20 protein-coding genes are annotated in these 22,805 nt (G+C 45.5%); 17 read left to right on the plus strand and 3 right to left on the minus strand.

What is annotated here, in order from left to right; genetic code table 11:
* From bioW to RAC86_RS17170, 9 genes are all read left to right on the plus strand, one after another.
* Positions 1-771 (plus strand): 6-carboxyhexanoate--CoA ligase (bioW, locus tag RAC86_RS17130; protein ID WP_377885889.1); only part of this gene is annotated, 771 nt, incomplete at its 5' end.
* Positions 761-2,107 (plus strand): adenosylmethionine--8-amino-7-oxononanoate transaminase, encoded by a 1,347-nt coding sequence (gene bioA, locus RAC86_RS17135; protein WP_072566711.1) that lies wholly within the window; start codon positions 761-763, stop codon positions 2,105-2,107. The genes bioW and bioA, both read left to right, overlap by 11 nt.
* The gene (bioF, locus tag RAC86_RS17140; protein ID WP_072566710.1) at positions 2,097-3,266 is read left to right on the plus strand and encodes an 8-amino-7-oxononanoate synthase; all 1,170 of its coding nucleotides are present in this window, start codon (positions 2,097-2,099) and stop codon (positions 3,264-3,266) included. The genes bioA and bioF overlap by 11 nt, the downstream gene beginning before the upstream one ends.
* A complete protein-coding gene (bioD, locus tag RAC86_RS17145; protein ID WP_072566709.1) occupies positions 3,263-3,958 on the plus strand; it encodes a dethiobiotin synthase in 696 nt (231 codons plus the stop codon). Before bioF ends, bioD begins: the two co-directional genes overlap by 4 nt.
* Positions 3,959-3,960: 2 nt before the next feature.
* Positions 3,961-4,968 carry a biotin synthase BioB gene (gene bioB, locus RAC86_RS17150; RefSeq protein WP_014114835.1) on the plus strand — a complete coding sequence of 336 codons (1,008 nt, stop codon included), beginning with the start codon at positions 3,961-3,963 and terminating at the stop codon, positions 4,966-4,968.
* Between the two features lie 69 nt (positions 4,969-5,037).
* Positions 5,038-6,225, plus strand: a complete 1,188-nt coding sequence (bioI, locus tag RAC86_RS17155; protein ID WP_072566708.1) for a biotin biosynthesis cytochrome P450 — start codon at positions 5,038-5,040, stop codon at positions 6,223-6,225.
* Between the two features lie 77 nt (positions 6,226-6,302).
* Positions 6,303-7,064: an NAD-dependent epimerase/dehydratase family protein gene (locus RAC86_RS17160; protein WP_072566707.1), complete on the plus strand. Its 762-nt coding sequence runs from the start codon at positions 6,303-6,305 to the stop codon at positions 7,062-7,064.
* A gap of 207 nt (positions 7,065-7,271) precedes the next feature.
* Complete coding sequence (locus tag RAC86_RS17165; RefSeq protein ID WP_010886597.1) at positions 7,272-8,132, plus strand: carbohydrate ABC transporter permease; 861 nt, start codon at positions 7,272-7,274, stop codon at positions 8,130-8,132.
* A 23-nt stretch (positions 8,133-8,155) separates the two neighbouring features.
* A complete protein-coding gene (locus tag RAC86_RS17170; RefSeq protein ID WP_072566706.1) occupies positions 8,156-9,652 on the plus strand; it encodes an extracellular solute-binding protein in 1,497 nt (498 codons plus the stop codon).
* 41 nt (positions 9,653-9,693) lie between these two features.
* Here the strand turns inward: RAC86_RS17170 and RAC86_RS17175 are convergent, their stop codons facing one another.
* Entirely contained in the window at positions 9,694-12,009 is a 2,316-nt protein-coding gene (locus RAC86_RS17175) for a helix-turn-helix domain-containing protein (protein ID WP_061187179.1), read from the minus strand.
* 215 nt (positions 12,010-12,224) lie between these two features.
* Here RAC86_RS17175 and rmgP point away from each other — a divergent pair, with 215 nt between their 5' ends.
* From rmgP to RAC86_RS17205, 6 genes are all read left to right on the plus strand, one after another.
* Positions 12,225-13,190 (plus strand): polygalacturonan/rhamnogalacturonan ABC transporter permease, encoded by a 966-nt coding sequence (rmgP, locus tag RAC86_RS17180; RefSeq protein ID WP_061187178.1) that lies wholly within the window; start codon positions 12,225-12,227, stop codon positions 13,188-13,190.
* A 7-nt stretch (positions 13,191-13,197) separates the two neighbouring features.
* Positions 13,198-14,319, plus strand: coding sequence for an unsaturated rhamnogalacturonyl hydrolase (gene rmgQ, locus RAC86_RS17185; RefSeq protein ID WP_133058582.1), 1,122 nt, complete (start codon positions 13,198-13,200; stop codon positions 14,317-14,319).
* Positions 14,316-14,819, plus strand: coding sequence for a lipoprotein YteS (locus RAC86_RS17190; protein ID WP_072566704.1), 504 nt, complete (start codon positions 14,316-14,318; stop codon positions 14,817-14,819). The genes rmgQ and RAC86_RS17190 overlap by 4 nt, the downstream gene beginning before the upstream one ends.
* 11 nt (positions 14,820-14,830) lie before the next feature.
* Entirely contained in the window at positions 14,831-16,117 is a 1,287-nt protein-coding gene (locus RAC86_RS17195) for a Gfo/Idh/MocA family protein (RefSeq protein ID WP_377885890.1), read from the plus strand.
* Positions 16,118-16,138: 21 nt separating this feature from the next.
* A complete protein-coding gene (locus RAC86_RS17200) occupies positions 16,139-16,807 on the plus strand; it encodes a YesL family protein (RefSeq protein ID WP_072566702.1) in 669 nt (222 codons plus the stop codon).
* A 67-nt stretch (positions 16,808-16,874) separates the two neighbouring features.
* Complete coding sequence (locus RAC86_RS17205) at positions 16,875-17,057, plus strand: sporulation protein Cse60 (protein WP_003223398.1); 183 nt, start codon at positions 16,875-16,877, stop codon at positions 17,055-17,057.
* A gap of 38 nt (positions 17,058-17,095) precedes the next feature.
* On the opposite strand, the gene opuD is transcribed toward RAC86_RS17205, so the two are convergent.
* Positions 17,096-18,631, minus strand: coding sequence for a glycine betaine transporter OpuD (gene opuD / locus RAC86_RS17210; protein ID WP_041521043.1), 1,536 nt, complete (start codon positions 18,629-18,631; stop codon positions 17,096-17,098).
* 189 nt (positions 18,632-18,820) lie between these two features.
* Complete coding sequence (locus RAC86_RS17215; protein WP_014114821.1) at positions 18,821-20,083, minus strand: BaiN/RdsA family NAD(P)/FAD-dependent oxidoreductase; 1,263 nt, start codon at positions 20,081-20,083, stop codon at positions 18,821-18,823.
* Positions 20,084-20,287: 204 nt separating this feature from the next.
* On the opposite strand from RAC86_RS17215, the gene murJ reads away from it, so the two are divergent.
* Both murJ and RAC86_RS17225 read left to right on the plus strand, forming a co-directional pair.
* A complete protein-coding gene (murJ, locus tag RAC86_RS17220; RefSeq protein WP_061186792.1) occupies positions 20,288-21,922 on the plus strand; it encodes a lipid II flippase MurJ in 1,635 nt (544 codons plus the stop codon).
* 68 nt (positions 21,923-21,990) lie between these two features.
* On the plus strand, positions 21,991-22,710 hold the full coding sequence (locus RAC86_RS17225) for a pseudouridine synthase (RefSeq protein WP_072566701.1): 720 nt from the start codon (positions 21,991-21,993) through the stop codon (positions 22,708-22,710).
* The last annotated feature ends 95 nt before the right edge of the window (positions 22,711-22,805 follow it).

Consider the following 22,805-nt stretch of genomic DNA (forward strand, 5'->3'; position numbering starts at 1 on the left):
GAAGAAACATTTTATAGTGTCAGAATGAGGGCTTCTATGAATGGATCTCATGAAGACGGCGGAAAGCATATATCTGGCGGAGAACGGCTTATTCCTTTCCATGAGATGAAGCGTACAGTCAATGCTTTATTAGAAAAAGGGTTATCCCATTCAAGAGGAAAGCCTGATTTTATGCAAATTCAATTTGAAGAGGTTCATGAACCGATAAAAACCATACAGCCATTGCCAGTGCATACGAACGAAGTGAGCTCCCCGGAAGAGGGACAAAAGCTTGCCCGATTGTTGTTGGAAAGAGAAGGCGTTTCACGAGAAGTGATTGCAAAAGCATATGAACAAATCCCTTCATGGTCGGGTGTCAGGGGAGCTGTTTTGTTTGATATTCACTCAGGCAAGCGGATTGATCAAACAAAAGAAAAAGGGGTGCGTGTCTCCAGAATGGATTGGCCGGACGCTAATTTTGAAAAATGGGCGCTGTGCTGTCACGTGCCGGCACATACAAGAATAAAAGAGGCCCTTGCACTCGCTTCAAAGGTCAGTCAGCACCCGGCCGCCGTTGCAGAATTATGCTGGTCAGATGACCCTGATTACATAATAGGCTACGTTGCAGGTAAGAAAATGGGCTATCAGCGTATTACAGCAATGAAAGAATACGGGACAGAAGAGGGCTGCCGAATCTTTTTTATTGATGTCTCCAGAGATGTAAACACGTACATACATGATCTGGAGAAGCAGCCTATTTTGATAGAGTGGGAGGAAGAGCATGACTCATGATTTGATAGAAAACAGTAAAAAGCACCTCTGGCTGCCGTTTACCCAAATGAAAGATTATGATGAAAACCCCTTAATCATCGAAAGCGGCACTGGAATCAAAGTCAAAGACATAAACGGCAAGGAATACTATGACGGTTTTTCTTCTGTTTGGCTTAATGTCCATGGGCACCGCAAAAAGGAATTAGATGACGCCATAAAAAATCAGCTTGGAAAAATCGCGCACTCCACGTTATTGGGCATGACCAACGTTCCAGCAACCCAGCTTGCCGAAGCATTAATCGACATCAGCCCAAAAAAGCTCACGCGAGTCTTTTATTCAGACAGCGGTGCAGAAGCGATGGAAATAGCCCTAAAAATGGCGTTTCAGTATTGGAAGAACATCGGAAAGCCTGAGAAACAAAAATTTATCGCAATGAAAAATGGCTATCACGGTGATACGATTGGCGCCGTCAGTGTCGGTTCAATTGAACTGTTCCACCACGTATACGGCCCGTTAATGTTTGATAGTTACAAAGCTCCGATTCCTTATGTGTATCGCTCTGAAAGCGGCGATCCTGATGAGTGCCGTGATGAGTGCCTGCGAGAACTTGAACAGCTGCTCGAAGAACATCATGAGGACATTGCCGCACTTTCCATTGAATCAATGGTTCAAGGAGCGTCCGGGATGATTGTGATGCCCAAAGGGTATTTGGCAGGCGTGCGCGAGCTATGTACTAAATACGATGTCTTAATGATCGTTGATGAAGTCGCCACAGGCTTTGGCCGTACCGGGAAAATGTTTGCGTGTGAGCACGAGAATGTCCAGCCTGATCTGATGGCTGCCGGCAAAGGCATTACAGGAGGCTATTTGCCAATCGCCGTTACGTTTGCCACTGAAGACATCTATAAGGCATTCTATGATGATTATGAAAACCAAAAAACCTTTTTCCACGGTCATTCCTACACAGGAAATCAGCTCGGCTGTGCGGTTGCACTTGAAAATCTGAGATTATTTGAATCTGAAAACATTGTGGAACAAGTAGCGCAAAAAAGTGAAAAACTCCATTTCCTTCTTCAAGATCTGTACGCTCTTCCTCACGTGGGAGATATTCGGCAGCTGGGCTTTATGTGCGGTGCAGAGCTTGTTCAGTCAAAGGAGACCAAAAAGCCTTACCCTGCTGATCGGCGGGTTGGCTACAAAGTTTCCTTAAAAATGAGAGAGCTTGGCATGCTGACAAGGCCGCTGGGGGACGTGATTGCATTTCTGCCTCCTCTCGCCAGCACAGCTGAAGAGCTCGCGGAAATGGTTGCCATTATGAAAGAAGCGATCCAAGAGGTAACCAACCTTGAAGATTGACGCCTGGTTAAACGAGCGGTTAGACAGAGCGAAGGAAGCCGGCGTATACCGTAATCTGCGGACAATGAACGGGGCTCCGATTCCAGAGAGGAAAATTGATGGAGAGAATCAAACGGTCTGGTCTTCAAACAATTATTTAGGACTGGCAAGCCATAGCCGCTTGATCTCTGCAGCCCAAGAAGCACTGCAGCAATTTGGGGCAGGAAGCAGCGGCTCCCGTTTAACGACAGGCAATTCGGTTTGGCATGAAAAGCTTGAAAAAAAGATTGCCACCTTTAAACGGACGGAAGCGGCTTTACTGTTTTCGAGCGGTTATTTAGCCAATGTCGGTGTCCTTTCATCATTGCCAGAAAAGGAAGATGTTATTTTAAGTGATCAACTCAATCATGCAAGTATGATTGATGGCTGCCGGCTGTCTAAGGCTGATACAGTTGTTTACCGGCATATTGATATGGATGATCTTGAAAACAAGCTGAATGAAACACAGCGTTATCAGCGCCGTTTTATCGTAACAGACGGGGTTTTCAGCATGGATGGCACAATTGCCCCTCTTGATCAAATCATCTCACTTGCGAAACGCTATCATGCCTTCATGATCGTTGATGATGCCCATGCCACAGGTGTTTTGGGTGATTCAGGAGGAGGAACGAGTGAGTACTTTGGTGTTTGTCCTGACATTGTGATCGGCACCTTAAGCAAAGCTGTTGGCACGGAAGGAGGTTTTGCTGCAGGTTCAGCGGCCTTCGTCGACTTTTTGCTCAACCATGCCAGAACATTTATCTTTCAAACCGCTATTCCGCCAGCCAGCTGTGCAGCCGCTTATGAGGCTTTCAACATCATTGAAGCCAGCAGGGAAAAACGGCAGCTTTTATTTTCTTATATCAACATGATCAGAACCAGTCTGAAGAACATGGGTTATGTGGTAAAAGGTGATCACACTCCGATTATTCCTGTGATCATCGGCGATGCCCGTAAAACGGTCACATTTGCTGAAAAACTGCAGGACAATGGGATTTATGCCCCTGCCATTCGGCCGCCGACCGTTGCGCAAGGTGAAAGCCGGATCCGATTAACAATCACTGCTGACCACAGTATTCGTGATATTGATCATTTGCTGAAATCATTTCATTCAATTGGAAAGGAGCTGCACATCATTTGAGGGGTTTTTTTGTGACAGGAACAGATACAGAAGTGGGGAAAACGGTTATATCCAGCGGAATCGCCGCTTTATTGCGAGAACATAACAAAGATGTCGGGGTGTTTAAACCATTTTTAAGCGGTATATCTCGTCATCATCCGGAGAGCGACACTAGTCTCCTGAAAGATACGTCACAGACGAGTCTTTCTCATGAAGACATTACGCCTTTTGCCTTCAAAGCGCCACTTGCACCATATGTTGCAGGGAAGCTGGAAGGAAAGGCTGTCACCATGGAAGAGGTTTTAAGCCATTGGGAGCGGATAAGAGAAAAACATGAATGCTTTATCGTAGAAGGTGCGGGTGGTATTTCTGTGCCATTTGGAGAGGATTTTTTAGTCAGTCATGTCATAAAAGCGCTACAGCTTCCCATCATCATTGTGGCACGTCCTCATCTCGGAACAATTAATCATACCTTTTTAACTGTCCAATATGCAAAAAGCATGGGGCTACCAATTGCCGGAATTGTCATCAATGGAATCAGTGATTCCCCTGATGATGATGAAAAAACCAATCCTGGGATGATTGAGCGCTTATGCGGTGTGCCGATTTTAGGGATTACGCCAAAGCTTGCCAACGTGACGAAAGAAACGGTTCTACATATGGTAAAAGACCATATCAATCTATCATTACTGATGAATCAAGTGGGGGTATGAGAATGAATCAATGGATGGAACTCGCAGACCAGGTGCTTGCTGGAGCAGAAGTGACCGACGAAGAGGCGCTTTCGATATTAAACTGTCCTGATGAAGATATTTTGCTTTTAATGCATGGGGCTTTTCATATCAGAAAACACTTTTATGGAAAAAAAGTAAAGCTCAATATGATTATGAATGCGAAATCAGGACTCTGTCCGGAAAACTGCGGCTATTGTTCACAGTCCGCGATTTCAAAAGCGCCGATTCAGTCTTACCGGATGGTGAATAAGGAAACGCTTCTAGAAGGCGCAAAGCGGGCGCACGATCTAAATATCGGCACATATTGCATCGTGGCAAGCGGCAGGGGGCCGTCCAACAGAGAAGTGGATCAGGTCGTAGACGCGGTGCAGGAAATTAAAGAGACATATGGATTGAAGGTTTGTGCGTGTCTCGGACTGTTAAAGCCGGAGCAGGCGAAGCGGCTGAAAGAAGCCGGAGTAGACCGCTATAATCATAATTTGAATACTTCACAGAGAAACCATTCAAACATCACGACCTCACATACATACGATGACAGGGTCAATACGGTTGAAATGGCAAAAGAATCAGGGTTGTCTCCGTGTTCAGGCGCCATTATCGGAATGAAGGAGACGAAACAGGACGTCATCGATATTGCAAAAAGCTTGAAGGCCCTTGACGCGGATTCCATTCCGGTGAATTTTTTGCATGCGATTGACGGCACGCCGTTAGAAGGCGTCAATGAATTAAACCCGCTGTATTGTTTAAAAGTGCTGGCGCTGTTCCGTTTTATCAATCCGTCAAAGGAAATCCGCATTTCCGGAGGAAGAGAGGTCAATCTCCGCTCATTACAGCCATTAGGGCTTTACGCCGCTAACTCCATTTTTGTCGGAGATTACTTAACAACTGCCGGACAAGAGGAGACGGAGGACCATAAAATGCTGAATGATTTAGGCTTTGAAGTAGAATCTGTCGAAGAAATGAAGGCCAGTTTAAGTGCGAAAAGCTGAAAGAATCAATAAAAGCAATCGGTGTGATGTCGATTGCTTTTTATTTTTTAATAGAGAGGAAAGATACACATGACAATTGCATTTTCAACTGCATCTTCTGCGTTTTTGAAAGACCCATATCCTTTTTACGAAACGTTGCGTGCTGTTCATCCTATATATAAAGGGAGTTTCTTGAAATACCCGGGCTGGTATGTCACAGGATATGAAGAAACGGCAGCTATCCTGAAAGATGCCAGATTCAAAGTCCGGACCCCGCTCCCTGAGACGTCAATCAAATATCAGGATCTTAAACATGTACAAAATCAGATGATGCTGTTTCAGAATCAGCCTGATCATGGACGATTGCGGACGCTGGCCAGCGGAGCGTTTACTCCGAGAATGGCAGAGAGCTATCGTCCGTATATCGATGAAACTATCCATCACTTGCTTGATCAAGTGCAAGGTGAAAAAAAGATGGAGGTGATTTCGGATTTTGCTTTTCCTTTAGCGAGCTACGTCATAGCTAACATTATAGGCGTACCGGCGGAAGATAGGGAGCAATTAAAAGAATGGGCTTCCAGTCTCATTCAAACGATTGATTTTACCCGGTCAAGAAAAGCATTAACAGAGGGCAATCATATCTCTGTACAGGCCATGGCATATTTTAGAGAGCTGATTCAAAGGCGAAAACGGCATCCACAGCAGGATATGGTCAGCATGCTATTGAAGGGGAAAGAAAAGGATAAGCTTACAGAAGAGGAAGTGGCATCTACGTGTGTATTGCTGGCGATCGCCGGACATGAGACAACGGTCAATCTCATCAGCAATTCAGTCCTTTGTCTGCTGCAGCATCCACAACAGCTTCTGAAGCTGAAAGAAAACCCAGATCTTATTGATACCGCAGTTGAGGAATGTTTACGCTATGAAAGCCCCACGCAAATGACTGCAAGAGTTGCGTCAGAAGATATTGACATCAGCGGGGTGACGATTCGTAAAGGGGAACAAGTCTATCTGCTGTTAGGGGCTGCCAATCGAGATCCAAACATATTCATGCAAGCCGATGTTTTCGATATAACCAGAAGCCCTAATCCGCATCTTTCATTCGGTCAGGGACATCATGTTTGCCTAGGATCCTCGCTGGCACGATTAGAAGCACAAATTGCGATTCATACCCTTCTGCAGCGAATGCCCGGCCTCAAGCTCGCTGATTCTGAATGGCGGTACCGGCCGCTTTTTGGCTTTCGGGCACTTGAGGAGCTGCCGGTGACTTTTGAATAAACCAAAGCATGTGCGTGCCAAAAAAAGTGTCAGCCCCGCCGAAAATGGGCAATCTATAAAAAAGGGGAGTGAACACAGTGAAAAAAGTGCTGATCGCCGGCGGAAATGGTGTAATTGGGAGACTCCTGGCTGAAGGGCTTATTTCAGATTATGAAGTGACAGTGCTTGATAAAGATCATTTCGATGGCACAGCCTCTTCCATTCAGGCTGACGCGGCAAATTATGAGGAGCTGTTAAAGAAGATTCCGAAAGATACCGATGTGATCTTGAATTTATTGGCTGTCAACATCAAATACGATGTCATGGACATCGCTGAATTTGAGAAAATGACGGATGTTTTCTATAGGGCAAGCTATTATCTGTGCCGCGCCGCAGCGGAGCTTCGCATTCAAAAGCTCGTGTTCGCCAGCAGCAATCATGTCACAGATGTGTACGAAAAAGACGGGCGTTCTCTCTTAGGACGGGAAATCACAACAAGCGATTATCCGCTGTCAAAAAACTTGTACGGTGTTTTAAAGCTGACCTCGGAACAGATCGGCCATTTATTTTATTTGGAAAATAAGCTTTCAGTGATCAACCTTCGAATCGGAACAGTCGTCACAGATGAAATGGATACGCTGCATGAAAAAGAACGGACGAAAAAAACGCTGCTTTCTCATCCCGATCTGCTGTCAATTTTTAAAGCCGCCATTGAAACCAATATCCGGTACGGCACTTATTACGCCGTCTCTGATAATCCGGGCCGGCCATGGTCCATTGAATCCGCTGTCAATGAACTGGGATTTTCACCACAAATCAATACGGCCGAGCTTCTGAAAGAGGAAGAGAACGGAGCATAATCATTTTCTAAGATTATGCTCTTTTTCTTTTGTGATCAGTTTTCATTCACGGCAGCCCCCGCCGTGCCGGGGACTCTGTTCAAATGATTATAGACATGGCGATCACAGATTTGCTACATTTTAGACACGATATCGTCACATGCTGCAGCTCGTTTAAAAAAGAATGATAACGCTTACAAAAGAGAGGTGGAGGCTATCGCACATTCACTGAAAAATCGCCTGTTTGATATGTTGATTTACGGGTTTTTGCTGATGTTCGCTTTAATATGCGTACTTCCGTTTATTCATGTCATCGCGGCATCTTTCGCCACAGTAGAAGAAGTCGTGTCGAAAAAATTTATTTTAATACCGACCACTTTTTCGCTTGATGCTTATCGTTACATTTTTTCAACAGATATTATTTATAAGAGTTTGCTTGTTTCTGTGTTTGTGACAGTGATAGGCACTGCGGTCAGCATGTTTCTTTCGTCACTGATGGCTTACGGGTTATCCCGCCGTGATTTAATCGGCCGGCAGCCTCTCATGTTTCTCGTCGTATTTACGATGCTCTTCAGCGGCGGCATGATTCCGACTTTCCTTGTGGTCAAATCGCTTGGATTGCTCGATTCTTACTGGGCGCTTATTTTGCCGACAGCCATTAATGCCTTTAACCTGATCATTCTGAAAAACTTCTTTCAAAATATCCCGTCAAGCCTGGAAGAGTCCGCGAAAATTGACGGGTGCAATGATCTGGGCATTTTCTTTAAAATTGTGCTGCCACTGTCTCTCCCTGCTATCGCAACGATTTCACTATTTTATGCGGTTACGTATTGGAACACGTATATGACGGCGATCTTGTACCTAAATGATTCAGCGAAATGGCCGATTCAGGTGCTTCTGCGTCAAATCGTGATTGTATCAAGCGGGATGCAGGGGGACATGTCAGAAATGGGGTCGGGCAGCCCGCCGCCTGAGCAAACCATCAAAATGGCGGTCATAGTGGTGGCGACCATCCCGGTTCTGCTTGTCTATCCTTTTATACAAAAGCATTTTGCAAAAGGAGCTTTGCTGGGATCTGTCAAAGGATAAAGTATATGAAACGGAGGGGTACGATGGGAAACAAATGGAGGGTGCTTTTGATTGTGTTTGTACTTGCACTCGGCGGAGTGCTGGCGGGCTGTAAAGGGGCTGATCAGTCTTCGGCTGAAGGCAAAGCTGACTCGGATTCAAAGGTGAAGCTGTCTTGGATGGCGATTTTGTATCACCAGCAACCGCCGAACGACAGGGCGATTAAAGAAATTGAAAAGCTGACAAATACAGAACTGGACATCACCTGGGTTCCAGACGCGGTGAAAGAAGACAGGCTGAATGCAGCGCTTGCAGCCGGCAATCTTCCGCAAATCGTGACCATCCAAGATATTAAAAATTCGTCAGTCATGAATGCCTTCAGATCAGGAATGTTCTGGGAGATTGGCGATTATATCAAGGATTATCCGAACTTAAGCAAAATGAACAAACTCATTAATAAAAATGTAACGATCGACGGCAAGCTCTACGGGATATACAGAGAGCGTCCGCTTTCCAGACAGGGCATCGTCATTCGGAAGGACTGGCTCGACAATTTGAATTTGAAAACGCCGGAAACGCTTGATGAACTTTATAAAGTGGCCAAAGCGTTTACGGAGGACGATCCGGACAAGGATGGAAAAGACGATACATTCGGGCTGACAGACCGCAATGACTTAATTTACGGCGCGTTTAAAACGCTCGGCTCGTATGAAGGCATGCCGACAGATTGGAAGGAATCAGGCGGCAAATTCACGCCTGATTTCATGACGAAAGAATACAAAGACACAATGAATTATATGAAAAAACTGCGTGACAACGGCTATATGAATAAGGATTTTCCCGTCACAAGCAAAACCCAGCAGCAGGAGCTGTTTTCTCAAGGAAAAGCCGGCATCTATATTGGGAATATGGTAGATGCGGTTAATCTGCGCGACCATGCCTCCGATAAATCGATGAAGCTTGAAATCATCAACCGCATAAAAGGCCCAGATGGGAAAGAGCGGGTGTGGGCATCAGGAGGGCATAACGGCTTGTTTGCTTTTCCAAAAACGAGTGTGAAAACGGAAGCTGAGCTTAAACGGATTTTGGCGTTTTTTGACCGAATTGCCGAAGAAGACGTCTATAGCCTGATGACTTATGGCATTGACGGCGTTCATTATAACAAAGGAGAGGGCAAAACGTTCACACGCGAGGAGAGCCAAGTGAAAGACTGGCAGACTGATATTCAGCCGCTGTCGGCCTTAATCGCCATTGATAAAGCCTACTTAAAAAACACTGGGGATCCGCTTCGGACGGCGTACGAGGAGCTGACCGAAGACAATGAAAAGATCATCGTTTCAAACCCTGCTGAAAGCCTGTATTCCGTTGCGGAGTCGGAACGGGGAGATGAACTGAAGAAAATCATTGATGACGCGACCTATAAATATATGATTGGAGACATCACAGAAAGCCAGTTTGATAAAGAGGTGGAAAAATGGGAGTCAAGCGGCGGAAAGCAGATTATTCAGGAATACGAAGAAGCGTTTAAACAAGCAAAATAACAATGGGAAAACCCAAAACCGCTTGCGCGTTTTGGGTTTTTTTACATGCTCCTTTTTTGCTGGCGGTAGTTACCCGGTGTAATCCCCTCCAGCTTTTTAAATGATCTGATAAAGTTTTGCGAGTTTTTGTATTTCAGCTTTTCAGCAATGTCTTTTACCGCCATGTCAGTTTCGGCAAGCCAGCTTTTCGCCATATGGTGGCGGTAGCTGGAGACATACTCGCTGAATGAAATGCCCATTTCTTTTTTGAAAATGCTGCTTAAATAGTTTGGGTTGTAATGCAGCCTGCGGGCGATTTCATCCAGTGTCAAATCGGATTCAAACTCGTGGTGGATGATATGAATGATGTTGTCGGAAATATTTTTGTACTGGGCATCCGCACGGGCGTTTACTTTGTCTGTCATTGGATGAATGAACTCATTCCTGAGCCAGTTTTCGGTATCCTCAAACGTTTTCAGCTCAAAAATTTGGTCATACAGCATTTTGTTTTCTTCAAGCTCAAACAATTCGATCCCGAGCACATGCATCAGCTCAATCACATGGTTCAAGAAGCGGGCGATTGCGATTTGAAATTGATACGGGTTGGTGTTTTGGGTGAAAATAGCTTGCAAAATCGCGTGCAGGCATTTGTCCGCTTTCTCCTTGTCTCCCGCTTTTACGGCATCGAACAGCTCATGCTGAAGCTGCTTTGGAAAATGGGTTTTGAAGGTTTTTTTCTGGTCAAGGTCTTCGTAAAAGATGATCGACTTGTTTTCCGCTTTGAGCCGGTATTTCAACGCTTCTGAGCCTTCCGCATAGGCTGTTTTCGCTTTTGCGAGCGCATCAAAAGGCTGGCTGATGCCGATGCTGACAGACAGCTGCAGCTCAACCTCCGCTTTTTCCTGAATCATTCTTGCAGTCTCACTCAGCTCAGCCAAGAATTCTTCCTTTGTCCCGTTCTGGTTGATCAAAATGGTTGCTTGCTGTTTGTCCACAACGGCGGGTGCAAGATGTTTGTCTGCCGGAATGTTTCGCTCAATGAGGCTGTTGACGGCGAACAAAAGCAGATCCATATCTTTTTTCTCATAAGGCGTGTGATTCAGCGTATCAATTTGAAGCACGAGCAGGGCGAGATGCCGCCAATTTTGCTTTAAACCAAGGCTTTCAAAACGGTTATTGACCTCCTCATCCGTCAGTTTTCCAAGCATGAGCCTGACCATAAAATATTGCTGGAGATGTGTTGCCTGCTGTTTCATCGTTTCTTCAAGGTCGTCATTTCTGTCCTTCAGCTGCTTAAAGCTCTGTTCGATTAACTCAAATTCATTTTGAGGCGGCTGTTTATCTTGTATGGCTCCATGCCTTGCAAATGATTCGTAAAGCACTCTGATCGGCTTGTAAAAATGGCGTGAGCCAAGCCAAGAGAATAATAATGAAAGCGTTAACAAAATAAAGCATACCGTAAAAGTGATCCAGCCGATTGACTTGGCCTCTTTTTTTAATTCAGGCAAGGAGACGAGAGAGAAATAAGTCCATGTGTTATAGTCAGATTTTTGATAGGTGACTTTATAATGAATCCGGTCAATAACTGTTTCAAACTGACCGCTATTGGCGGTCTGCGCCAGCATTTGTTGGACAAAGTCGTCGTTTTGAAGAGATTCACCGATGTCAGACATGTTGTTATGCAGGATGATGCGGCCTTTTTCATCAATGATAAACAGATTGTTGGCGTTTGAATAGTCAGGCATGTTTTTGACAAGCGAACAGCTCGGGATGCTTGCGGCGGCCAATCCCTTCGTATTTGTGCTGTTTAGAGGAAGCTGTTTAATCAAATTGATATTGTAGCGGCAGTTTTCTGATGTGCCTTCTTTTGTCGAAATCAAATGATTGTTTTTTTCAAGCGTCCAATACGAGCGGCTTGCTTTGTGTTGTGTGTACGCTGCGGATGCTTCATGAAGAGAGTCTGTATTCAAGCGGTACAAGCCGGAGTTGTTCATGTACCATTTTTTCATATAACTGACTAGTGTCATGTTGGACAGGTCGGTATCAAAGCTTTGCAGATAGTTGAGCTCTTGGTTCACTTGGTTATAGATTTGAAATTGGTCAGAGTGCAAGGGCTCGGACAGTGTGCGAAGGAGAGGCGGCGAACTCACATAGTGGGTTAAAGAGTGATCGACGGTTTTCAAAATATGCTCAATGCTTTGCTGGGTCTGCTGGAGTGTGTCGAGTTTTTCCTCCGAAACGTTGGAGATAGCAGTCTTCTGAGAGTGCTCGTACGAAAACAATCCGACCAGAATGACCGGAATGGTGCTGAGCAAACAGAAAAACGTGATTAGTTTGTAATAAAACTTGTATTGGCTTCTTTTCATAAAACCCCCCATTTCATAACATCCACTTCACCTTAATACAATTAATCCAAAGATTGATAGATATTGTCAATAATCATTTTCTAATATCGGTGTCTTTTTTTCAGGTGGAACGGCTGAACCCTTGATCATAAGGGGATAAGGCAGGATGTGATCATATGATTGTAGACGGACTTTTGCCTGCTGCGCTACAGTGAATGCAAGAACCCGTGAAAGGAGGCTTGGAAAAGATGAAAACAGCAGAAGCGCAAGCGCCGGCTGTTGATGCAGTCATTTTTAAAAAAGAAAAAAGAAAGCGCTTACTAAACAAGCTGATCCAGCAGAAATATTTGTACTTGATGATTTTGCCGGGGTGTATTTATTTTTTGCTTTTTAAGTATGTCCCGATGTGGGGAATTGTGATTGCGTTTCAGGATTATCAGCCGTTTCTCGGCATTTTGGGCAGTGAATGGGTTGGGCTGAAGCATTTTATCAGGCTGTTTACAGAGCCTACATTTTTTCTCCTGTTAAAAAACACGCTCGTGTTATTTGCTTTGAATCTGGTTATATTTTTCCCGGTGCCGATTTTGCTGGCGCTTCTATTAAACGAAGTGCGGATCGCTCTCTTTAAAAAATTTGTTCAGACGCTGATTTATATCCCGCATTTTATGTCTTGGGTCATTGTTGTATCGCTTTCGTTTGTGCTTTTAACAGTAGACGGAGGCTTGATTAATGAACTGATTGTGTTTTTTGGCGGCGAAAAAATCAATTTTCTGCTGAACGAAGATTGGTTCCGGCCCCTGTATATTCTACAGGTCATCTGGAGGGAAGCGGGCTGGTCGACGATCATTTATCTGGCGGCCATTACAGCAGTTGACCCCCAGCTGTATGAAGCGGCGAAAATGGACGGAGCGGGACGGCTGCGGCAAATGTGGCATATTACGCTGCCCGCCATTAAAAGCGTTATCGTCGTTTTGCTGATTTTGAAAATCGGAGACACGCTGGAGCTTGGCTTCGAGCATGTGTATTTGCTGTTAAACGCGACAAACAGGGAAGTGGCGGAAATTTTTGATACGTACGTTTATACTGCAGGGCTGAAACAGGGCCAGTTCAGCTACAGTACAGCGGTCGGCGTATTTAAAGCGGCGGTCGGGCTGATTTTGGTCATGCTTGCGAATCGTTTGGCGAAGAAATTTGGCGAGGAAGGAATCTATTAAGAAAGGGATGGGATCAATGGATCAATCAATCGCTGTAAAATCGCCTCTTACGTACGCGGAGGCATTGGCAAAAACCATTATGAACACGTACACAGTGGAGGAGCTGCCGCCTGCAAACCGCTGGCACTACCATCAGGGTGTTTTCTTATGCGGTGTATTGCGGCTGGGGGAAGCAACCGGGCAAAAGCGGTACTTTGAGTATGCGAAGGCTTATGCAGATCTCTTAATCGATGATTATGGCAATCTATTATTTAGAAGAGATGAGCTTGACGCTATTCAAGCGGGTCTTATTCTTTTTCCATTATACGAGCAGACCAGGGATGAGCGGTATGTCAAAGCGGCAAAAAGGCTGCGCGGCTTGTATGGGACACTGAACCGGACGTCTGAGGATGGTTTTTGGCACAAGGACGGCTATCCTTATCAAATGTGGCTTGACGGTTTATACATGGGCGGGCCGTTCGCACTGAAATATGCGAATCTGAAGCAGGAACCGGAGCTGTTTGATCAGGTCGTGCTCCAAGAGTCGCTAATGAGAAAGCATACGAAGGATTCAAAAACCGGACTCTATTATCACGCCTGGGATGAAGCGAAAAAAATGCCTTGGGCCAATGAAGAGACAGGCTGTTCACCGGAATTCTGGGCGCGTTCCATCGGGTGGTACGTCATGTCTCTTGCTGACATGATTGAAGAGCTGCCGAAAAAGCATCCAAACCGTCACGTGTGGAAAAAAACGCTGCAGGACATGATTGAAAGCATCTGCCACTATCAAGACAAGGAGACGGGGTTATGGTACCAGATCGTTGATAAGGGCGACAGGCCCGATAACTGGCTGGAAAGCTCAGGATCCTGTCTGTACATGTACGCAATTGCGAAAGGAATCAATAAAGGATATCTAGACAGAGCATCCGAACCAACACTGTTCAAAGCGTATCAAGGTCTGATTCAGCATAAAACCGAAACAACAGAAGACGGTGCGTTTCTCGTCAAAGATATATGTGTCGGAACGTCAGCCGGCTTCTATGACTATTATGTCAGCCGGGAAAGAAGCACAAACGACCTGCACGGGGCCGGCGCGTTTATTTTGGCTATGACAGAGCTGGAGACCCTTTTTAGGGCAGCGGGGAAATGACAACAAGTATACGTACGGCTTTGTGTGTGATCGTCTCAGTGCTCTTTTTGGCATCATGCTCAAGCAGGCCGGACGGAATGCATGTCATCCTCTTTTCTGATATGCAGGCAGGCGTACAGGAAAACATCAAAGAGGCCGCTGAGCAGAAGGCCGGGAAGGTTGATATCTATCCAGCCTTTCCGGAAAAACTGCTGACTGAAATCACCGCTCATGAGGGAGATGTTTTCATCGTGCCTGAAGACATGTTTCAAGCGTACGATGATCCGGAAAATTTTCAGCTGTTAGATGGATTGACGTTGGAAAAAACATCTCCTTATACAACTGTTAATAAAAAAACAGGAGAAAAAACGGTCTATGCCGTTCGGATCGAAAAAGGGAAAAAACAGCTGAATGGCTATTCTTTTCAATTGAATCGCAATATGGCGGCGTTTATCCCTGTGTACGCTAAAAAAACAGAGGAAGCGCTGCAGCTGATTTCCCAACTAACTGAAGCCCGATAGAGGTGAGGACATTGAAGAACATCGTCATTTGCGGATTGAGCAGCAGAGCTCTCAGTATGTTTATCAAACCGCTGATGGAGCGGTTTTCAACACATTATGAGATTACAGGATTGCTGGATGCTGATCCGAAACGTTTTGCCGTATGCAAGAAGAAGTTTCCCGAACTTGCCCACGTACCGGAGTACAACGAAGATGCTTTTGATGAAATGATGCGCGTTTCAAAGCCTGATATCGTTATTGTGGCAGGCAGGGATGACACACATGTCACATATATCTTAAGAAGCCTTCAGTGGGATATGGATGTGATTACAGAAAAACCAATGGTGACGACAGTGCAGGATGCGAATCGGGTGCTTGAGGCGGAGGCGAAAAGCAAAGGGAAAGTGACCGTGGCGTTTAACTATCGTTATAGCCCGTTTCATCGGAAAATTAAAGAGATGATTCTGGACGGAAAAATAGGCAGGGTAACCTCTGTTGATTTGAATTGGTATATTGATACGTATCACGGCGCCAGCTATTTTAAACGCTGGAACCGGTCAAGGCCACTTTCCGGCGGTCTTTCTGTCCATAAATCAACACACCACTTCGATCTCGTTAATTGGTGGCTCGAGCAAAATCCGGCGGAGGTATTTGCTTACGGCGCCTTGAATTACTATGGGCCGGACAGTGAGTGGAACCCGCTGCCGGAAGAAGACGGGCGTTTTTGCGGGACGTGCCGGGTCAAAGAAAAATGCCATTACTATTCAAGATGGCATCCCCGCTCCTCCAAAGCCTCTGTTAAGGATGATCATCTCCAAGCGGGAGACCAGTCCAGCTTATATACTGCATACAGGCCTGACGCGTGTATTTTTGATGAGGAGATTGACATCGAGGATACGTACGTGGCGGCTGTCAAATATGACGGCGGCGCGCTTTTAAGCTATTCGATCATATTTTCCGCACCGTATGAAGGCTACCGGCTGACGATCAACGGCACAAAAGGGCGTATCGAATCAAATGAATTTCACGAGACTTCCAGAATTCCGTTTGCTTTTCCTGAGCAGACGATCGAATACTATCCGCTTTTTGAATCAAAGCAGACAATACAAGTGGTCAAAAACGAGGGCGGGCACGGCGGAGGCGACCCGCTATTGCTTGAGGATCTTTTTTTAGGAAAAGACCCGCTGCGCCGCTATGACATTTTAGCCGGGGCTGAAGCAGGAGCCTACTCCATCGCGGTTGGTGAGGGGATGTGGCGCTCGGTTGCCGAAAAGAAGCCGATCGACATTAAAAGGCTTTTTCAGATGCAAAATGTATAATGCGGAAAAGGAGGGACCGCCGTGGAGCATGATGGTTCAATGGGGCGGGTGCTGCGCTTTTGCGAGTGGATCATGAGATTTGCGTATACAAACTTGCTTTGGCTGGTTTTTACGTTGCTCGGTCTCGGTGTGTTCGGCATCATGCCCGCGACCACAGCTTTATTCGCTGTCATGCGGAAATGGATTCAGGGGCAGGACAACGTTCCAGTGCTAAAAACGTTTTGGCGGGAATACAAGGCTGAATTTTTTCGTTCAAATCTGATTGGCGCTGTATTGGCGATCATCGGATTGATCATTTATATCGATTTGGCCTTTATTTATCCAAGCCATTTCCTTCTGCATGTTCTGCGCTTCGCCATTATGATATTTGGATTTTTGTTCGTATCCATGCTTTTTTATGTGTTTCCGCTGCTTGTCCATTTTGACTGGAAAAAACGTCTGTATGTGAAGTTTTCGCTCTTGCTCAGTGTGGCGTATTTGCAATATACGCTCGTCATGCTTGCGCTGACTGTCGCTCTGTTTTTCTTGCTTGCGTACCTGCCCGGCATTGTCCCTTTTTTCAGCGTCAGCCTGATCAGCTACTGTCATATGCGAATTGTTTATGCCGTACTGCTGAAAGTGGAGCACCAAGACGGTGTGCCGCAGAAGAAACATCTTACACGGGAAGCTTTTTATCCGGAGACGAGGTGATCATCATTTCTCTATCATAACACTGTTCCCAACGGAATAGATTGATAGAGAAAGGAGAGCGGATAAGATGCTGAAGGTGGCAGTATTTGATGAAGAACATGAAAAAGACTTACAGACGGAAATCAATTCATTTTTAAAAGGGATTTCGGAGGAGCAGCTGATTGATATCAAATATACGGTTTCGGCGGCGTGCGACCCGGACGGTGAGCAGCTTTATTGTTTTTCCGCCCTTATTCTATATCGAAAATAAAAAAAGATCTTCCCGCGGGCGCGGAAAGATCTTTTTTGTTAATAGGCCTTTTTTACTCTTGGACTTCTCGGTTTGTCGATTTTCTCCGCTTTTTTAATCTCTCTTCGTTCTTTTGAGAGCGATTTATAGAGAGCGGCAATCATTAGCAGGATGACGATAGAAAACGGCAGCGCTGCCAGAATTGCTGTGTTTTGCAAAGCGGAAAGACCGCCGGAATACAAGAGGACAGCAGCCATGGCAGATTGAATGATGCCCCAGCTGAATTTTACTGAATTGGCTGGGTTCAATGAGCCGTATGTCGTCTGCATGCCGAGCACAAATGTTGCAGAGTCAGCAGACGTAATAAAGAATACAGCGATCAGGATCAATGACAAAATAGATGTCACCATCGCCAGCGGATAATGGTCAAGTGTTCCAAACAGCATCGTTTCAGTTGACAGCTTCGCTACATTGAATGTGCCATTCTGCTGAAGATCCATAGCCGATACGCCAAAGATAGAGAACCATAGGAACGCGAGAATACATGGTGTTACCAAGACACCGATCAAAAATTCACGGATCGTCCGTCCTCTGGATACCCGGGCGATGAAAATGCCGACAAATGGAGACCAGGAAATCCACCATGCCCAATAGAAAATCGTCCAGCCGTTAATCCATTCGCGTTTTTCAGGATCGTACGGTGTCAGTCTGAAGCTCATTTGCACGATGTTTTGAATATACTGTCCGATAGAATCTGTAAATGAGTTCATAATCAGTACGGTAGGCCCGACAAACAGCACAAACAGCATTAATAGTCCAGCTAATACCATATTGGTGTTGCTCAAATACTTAATGCCTTTTCCGAGTCCGCTCCACGCAGAAATCAAGAAAAGCACAGTAACAATGGCAATCAAGATAAATTGAACGAGAAAGTTATTTGGGATGCCAAATAAGTAACTCAATCCGCCGTTAATTTGAGTCGCTCCGATACCAAGGCTTGTCGCTACCCCGGCGACTGTGGCAAAAACAGCAATACAGTCAATCAATTTGCCGATCGGTCCGTTAACTTTATCGCCGAGAATCGGTGACAGCGTGCTGCTGATTAATCCTGGAGCGCCTTTTCGGAATTGGAAATAGGCAATGCATAATGCCACGACGGCATAAATGGCCCAAGCGTGCAGACCCCAGTGGAAAAACGTATAGCGGAGTGCATCTCTAAAGGCTTGGGGGGTTTCTGTTTCACCTGATGGAGAGCTAATTGCGTAATGGCTGATCGGTTCAGCCGCACCGTAGAATACCAAGCCGATTCCCATGCCTGCGCTGAACAGCATGGCGAACCATGATAATAACCCGAATTCCGGTTTTTCATCGGGCTTTCCGAGTTTAATTTTGCCGATCGGGCTGAAAATCAAAAAGAGACAGAACCCGACAAACAATGAGACAACTAAAAGATAATACCAACCAAACGAATTGGTGATAAATGCTTGTGCAGATTGGGATACGTTTTGCAGGCTGTCAGGAGAAACAACGCCCCACAATACAGCGGCAGCTGTGATCACAATCACAATCCAAAATACACTAGATATATTTTTCAAATATTCTCACCCTCTAAATTTTTTGTGTACGCCTATATCTGCTCGTAGGCTTAGTATGGTCGTACGCTGGCAGATCATTCCTCTCTTAAAATTACCCCGCAATCAGGTGAAACAAAACAAGTCCCACCCTAACATGAATGCGGAGAATTTTCAAATGTTCAGCGTTTTGTAAAAATTTGAAAAGGCTGGTCAAGAGCGGGCAAAGCGACCGGCATTGAGCCCCGCAAGCCTTCCTGTTACAAGTGCGGAGGTAATATTGTATCCTCCTGTGTAGCCGTGGATATCCAGAATTTCACCGCAAAAATAAAGACCCTCCATTTTTTTAGAAGCCATCTTTTTCGGATCAATTTCTTTTACGGATACTCCTCCTCCTGTGACAAATGCCTTATCAAGAGACAGTGTGCCGTTTGCGAGAACGGTAAACTGCTTGCAGTCCTTTACAAATTGTCTGAAAGGGTCCTTCGGCAGCTCAGAAAATGATACGTTCGGAGAGATGCTGTTTTTTTCGAGCAAGAATAGGAGATAGCGCTCCTGCATCCAAGGTTTCAGCACGTTTTTAATGGCTTTTTTCGGTGCTTCCTTCAGTTCTTTATACATCTTTTGGAATAGTGTTTCTTCATTGATATCCGGATACAAATCAATTCTGATTGGCACTTGCGGCTGTTTTTTCAGCTCTTTCACGACAAATTGGCTGCATCTGAGAATGGCAGGTCCCGAGAGGCCGAAATGGGTAAACAGCATGTCCATTTTATGTGTGATGATCGGTTTGCCTTTTTTATTTAACACACTGACAGCAACATCTCTTAGTGATAAGCCCTGAAGTGTTTTTTGCTTAATGAACGGTTCGGCAGATGTGACGGGCACCTCTGTCGGAAACAGCTCTGTTATGGTATGCCCCGCAGCTTCAGCCCATTCATAGCCGTCTCCCGTGCTTCCGGTATGAGGCACACTTTTACCGCCGACAGCGATAATGACTGCCTGACTATGGATCATTTCGCCGTTATTCGTCACAATCCCTGCTGCTTGTCCATCTTCATAGATGACAGATTTAATTTTCTCGTTCGTTCTGATCGTTACGCGGAGCTGTTTCAGCCTGTTTAACAGCGCGTCAACGACACTTTGGGCTTTGTCTGTTACAGGAAACATCCGGCCGTGATCTTCTTCCTTCAATTGAATGCCTAGATTTTCAAAAAACTTGATAATGTCTTCATTGCTAAATTCAGAAAACGCACTGTATAAAAAACGCCCGTTGCCGGGGATGTGCTTAATAATTTCCTCTACAGGAAGGCGGTTCGTCACATTGCAGCGGCCGCCCCCAGAAATCGCGAGTTTCCGGCCTAATTTATTTCCTTTATCTATCAGCAAAACATCTGCGCCCTGTTCACCTGCTGCAATCGCAGCCATCAAGCCTGATGGGCCTCCACCGATTACGATTACGTCATATTGCTTCATCTTTATCATCAACTTTCTTTTTCCGTTTCGTGTGCGAACACCCTGTCCGCAGTACTATTATAGCGAAAGAAAGCCTCTCCTTAAACGTCTTTTGCCGCGAAGCTGAATGTTCACAAGATTGCTTTTGTATTTATTACCGTCTAAATGCCCAGTTGTGGTAAAATAGAAAAGTTGAATCTTCGTAGAAAATGGTGATGAAGAAACATGTCAAGCAAACTGTTAAGAGGCACGTTTGTATTAACGCTCGGTACATATATATCGCGGATTCTGGGAATGGTCTATTTAATTCCCTTCAGCATTATGGTCGGGGCGACAGGCGGTGCATTATTTCAATACGGATACAACCAATACACTTTATTTTTGAATATTGCTACGATGGGCTTTCCGGCCGCTGTTTCTAAATTTGTTTCCAAATATAATTCCAAAGGGGATTATGAAACAAGCAGAAAAATGCTCAAGGCGGGCATGTCAGTTATGCTCGTCACTGGAATGATTGCCTTTTTCATTCTGTATTTATCCGCTCCGATTTTTGCGGAAATATCGCTGGGAGGCAAGGATAATAACGGCGTGACAATCGATCATGTCGTTTATGTCATTCGCATGGTCAGCTTAGCGCTTTTGGTCGTGCCGATTATGAGCCTTGTCCGCGGATTCTTTCAAGGGCACCAAATGATGGGGCCGACAGCTGTTTCCCAAGTCGTTGAACAGATTGTCCGCATCATCTTTTTACTGAGTGCGACATTCTTGATTTTGAAGGTTTTCAACGGCGGCCTTGTAATAGCTGTCGGTTATGCAACCTTCGCAGCGCTGATCGGCGCCTTCGGAGGATTGATCGTGCTGTATATTTATTGGAACAAACGGAAGGGCAGCCTGTTGGCGATGATGCCGAATACGGGACCGACAGCAAACTTAAGCTACAAGAAAATGTTCCTCGAGCTGTTCAGCTATGCCGCTCCGTACGTTTTTGTCGGACTAGCCATCCCTTTGTATAACTATATTGATACAAATACGTTTAACAAAGCGATGATTGAAGCCGGCCATCAAGCCATCAGTCAGGACATGCTGGCGATTCTTACCCTGTATGTACAAAAGCTCGTGATGATCCCGGTTTCCCTTGCAACGGCTTTCGGACTGACATTAATTCCAACGATTACTGAATCGTTTACAAGCGGAAACTATAAGCTGCTGAATCAGCAGATCAATCAAACGATGCAGACGATCCTGTTTTTAATTATTCCGGCTGTTGTCGGGATATCTCTATTGGCAGGACCGACGTATACGTTCTTTTACGGATCAGAGAGTCTTCATCCTGAGCTGGGGGCAAACATTCTGCTTTGGTACTCGCCAGTTGCGATTCTGTTCTCTTTATTTACGGTCAACGCAGCTATTCTGCAGGGGATCAATAAACAAAAATTTGCGGTTGTCAGCCTTGTGATCGGCGTCGTGATCAAGCTTGTGCTGAATGTTCCGCTGATCAAGCTGATGCAGGCTGACGGCGCGATTTTAGCGACAGCGCTTGGATATATCGCTTCACTTTTATACGGATTTATCATGATTAAGCGCCATGCAGGCTATTCGTATAAGATATTAGTTAAACGGACTGTTTTGATGCTGGTCTTATCAGCCATTATGGGTATTGCCGTGAAAATCGTACAGTGGGTATTAAGCTTCTTTATTTCCTACCAGGATGGCCAGGTGCAAGCTGCGATCGTTGTGGTGATTGCGGCAGCTGTAGGCGGAGTTGTCTATCTGTATTGCGGCTACCGGTTAGGATTTTTGCAGAAAATATTAGGCCGCCGTTTGCCGGGGTTCTTAAAGAGAGGCAGACATGCTGGCTGATGAACAAGATATATTGAAACTGAGAGCTCGCATGCTGCGGGCTTTCTTTTATAAAGGAGAGATCGGGTATGAGACTTGATAAGCTGCTTGCCAACAGCGGGTATGGTTCCAGAAAAGAAGTAAAAGCTGTTGTGAAGGCGGGTGCCGTCATGGTCGACGGTAAACCGGCCAAAGATGTAAAAGCGCACGTTGATCCTGATACGCAGGAGGTTACTGTATACGGGGAACCGGTTGATTACCGAGAGTTCATTTATCTTATGATGAATAAGCCCCAGGGAGTGCTGTCGGCGACTGAGGACAGCCGGCAGCAAACAGTGATCGATCTGCTGACGCCAGAGGAGATGAGATTTGAGCCGTTTCCCGCCGGCAGGCTTGATAAAGATACAGAGGGCTTTTTGCTGCTTACAAATGACGGCCAGCTCGCACATCGGCTCCTTTCGCCTAAAAAGCATGTTCCCAAAACGTATGAAGTCCATTTAAAATCACAGATTTCGGCGGAAGGCATCTCCGATTTGGAAACGGGTGTCTACATTGAAGGCGGCTATAAAACAAAGCCGGCAAAAGCGGAAATCAAAGCAAACGACAACGGCAATACCGTCATATACCTGACGATTACAGAAGGAAAATACCATCAGGTCAAGCAGATGGCAAAGGCTGTCGGCAATGAAGTCATTTATCTGAAGCGGCTTTCGATGGGAGCAGTTTCCTTGGATCCCGCTCTGGCGCCGGGAGAATATCGTGAGCTTACAGAAGAAGAGCTTCAGTGGCTGAATGAGCCGCAAGCATGAAAAAAATCCCGCATTTCGATGCGGGATTTTTTATTGATAAGCACACAAAAACAAGGCTCAGAAGTTTCTTCGCCCTATATCTATCAGGCCGCTCA

It is taken from the genome of Bacillus sp. LR_5 (assembly GCF_042709275.1).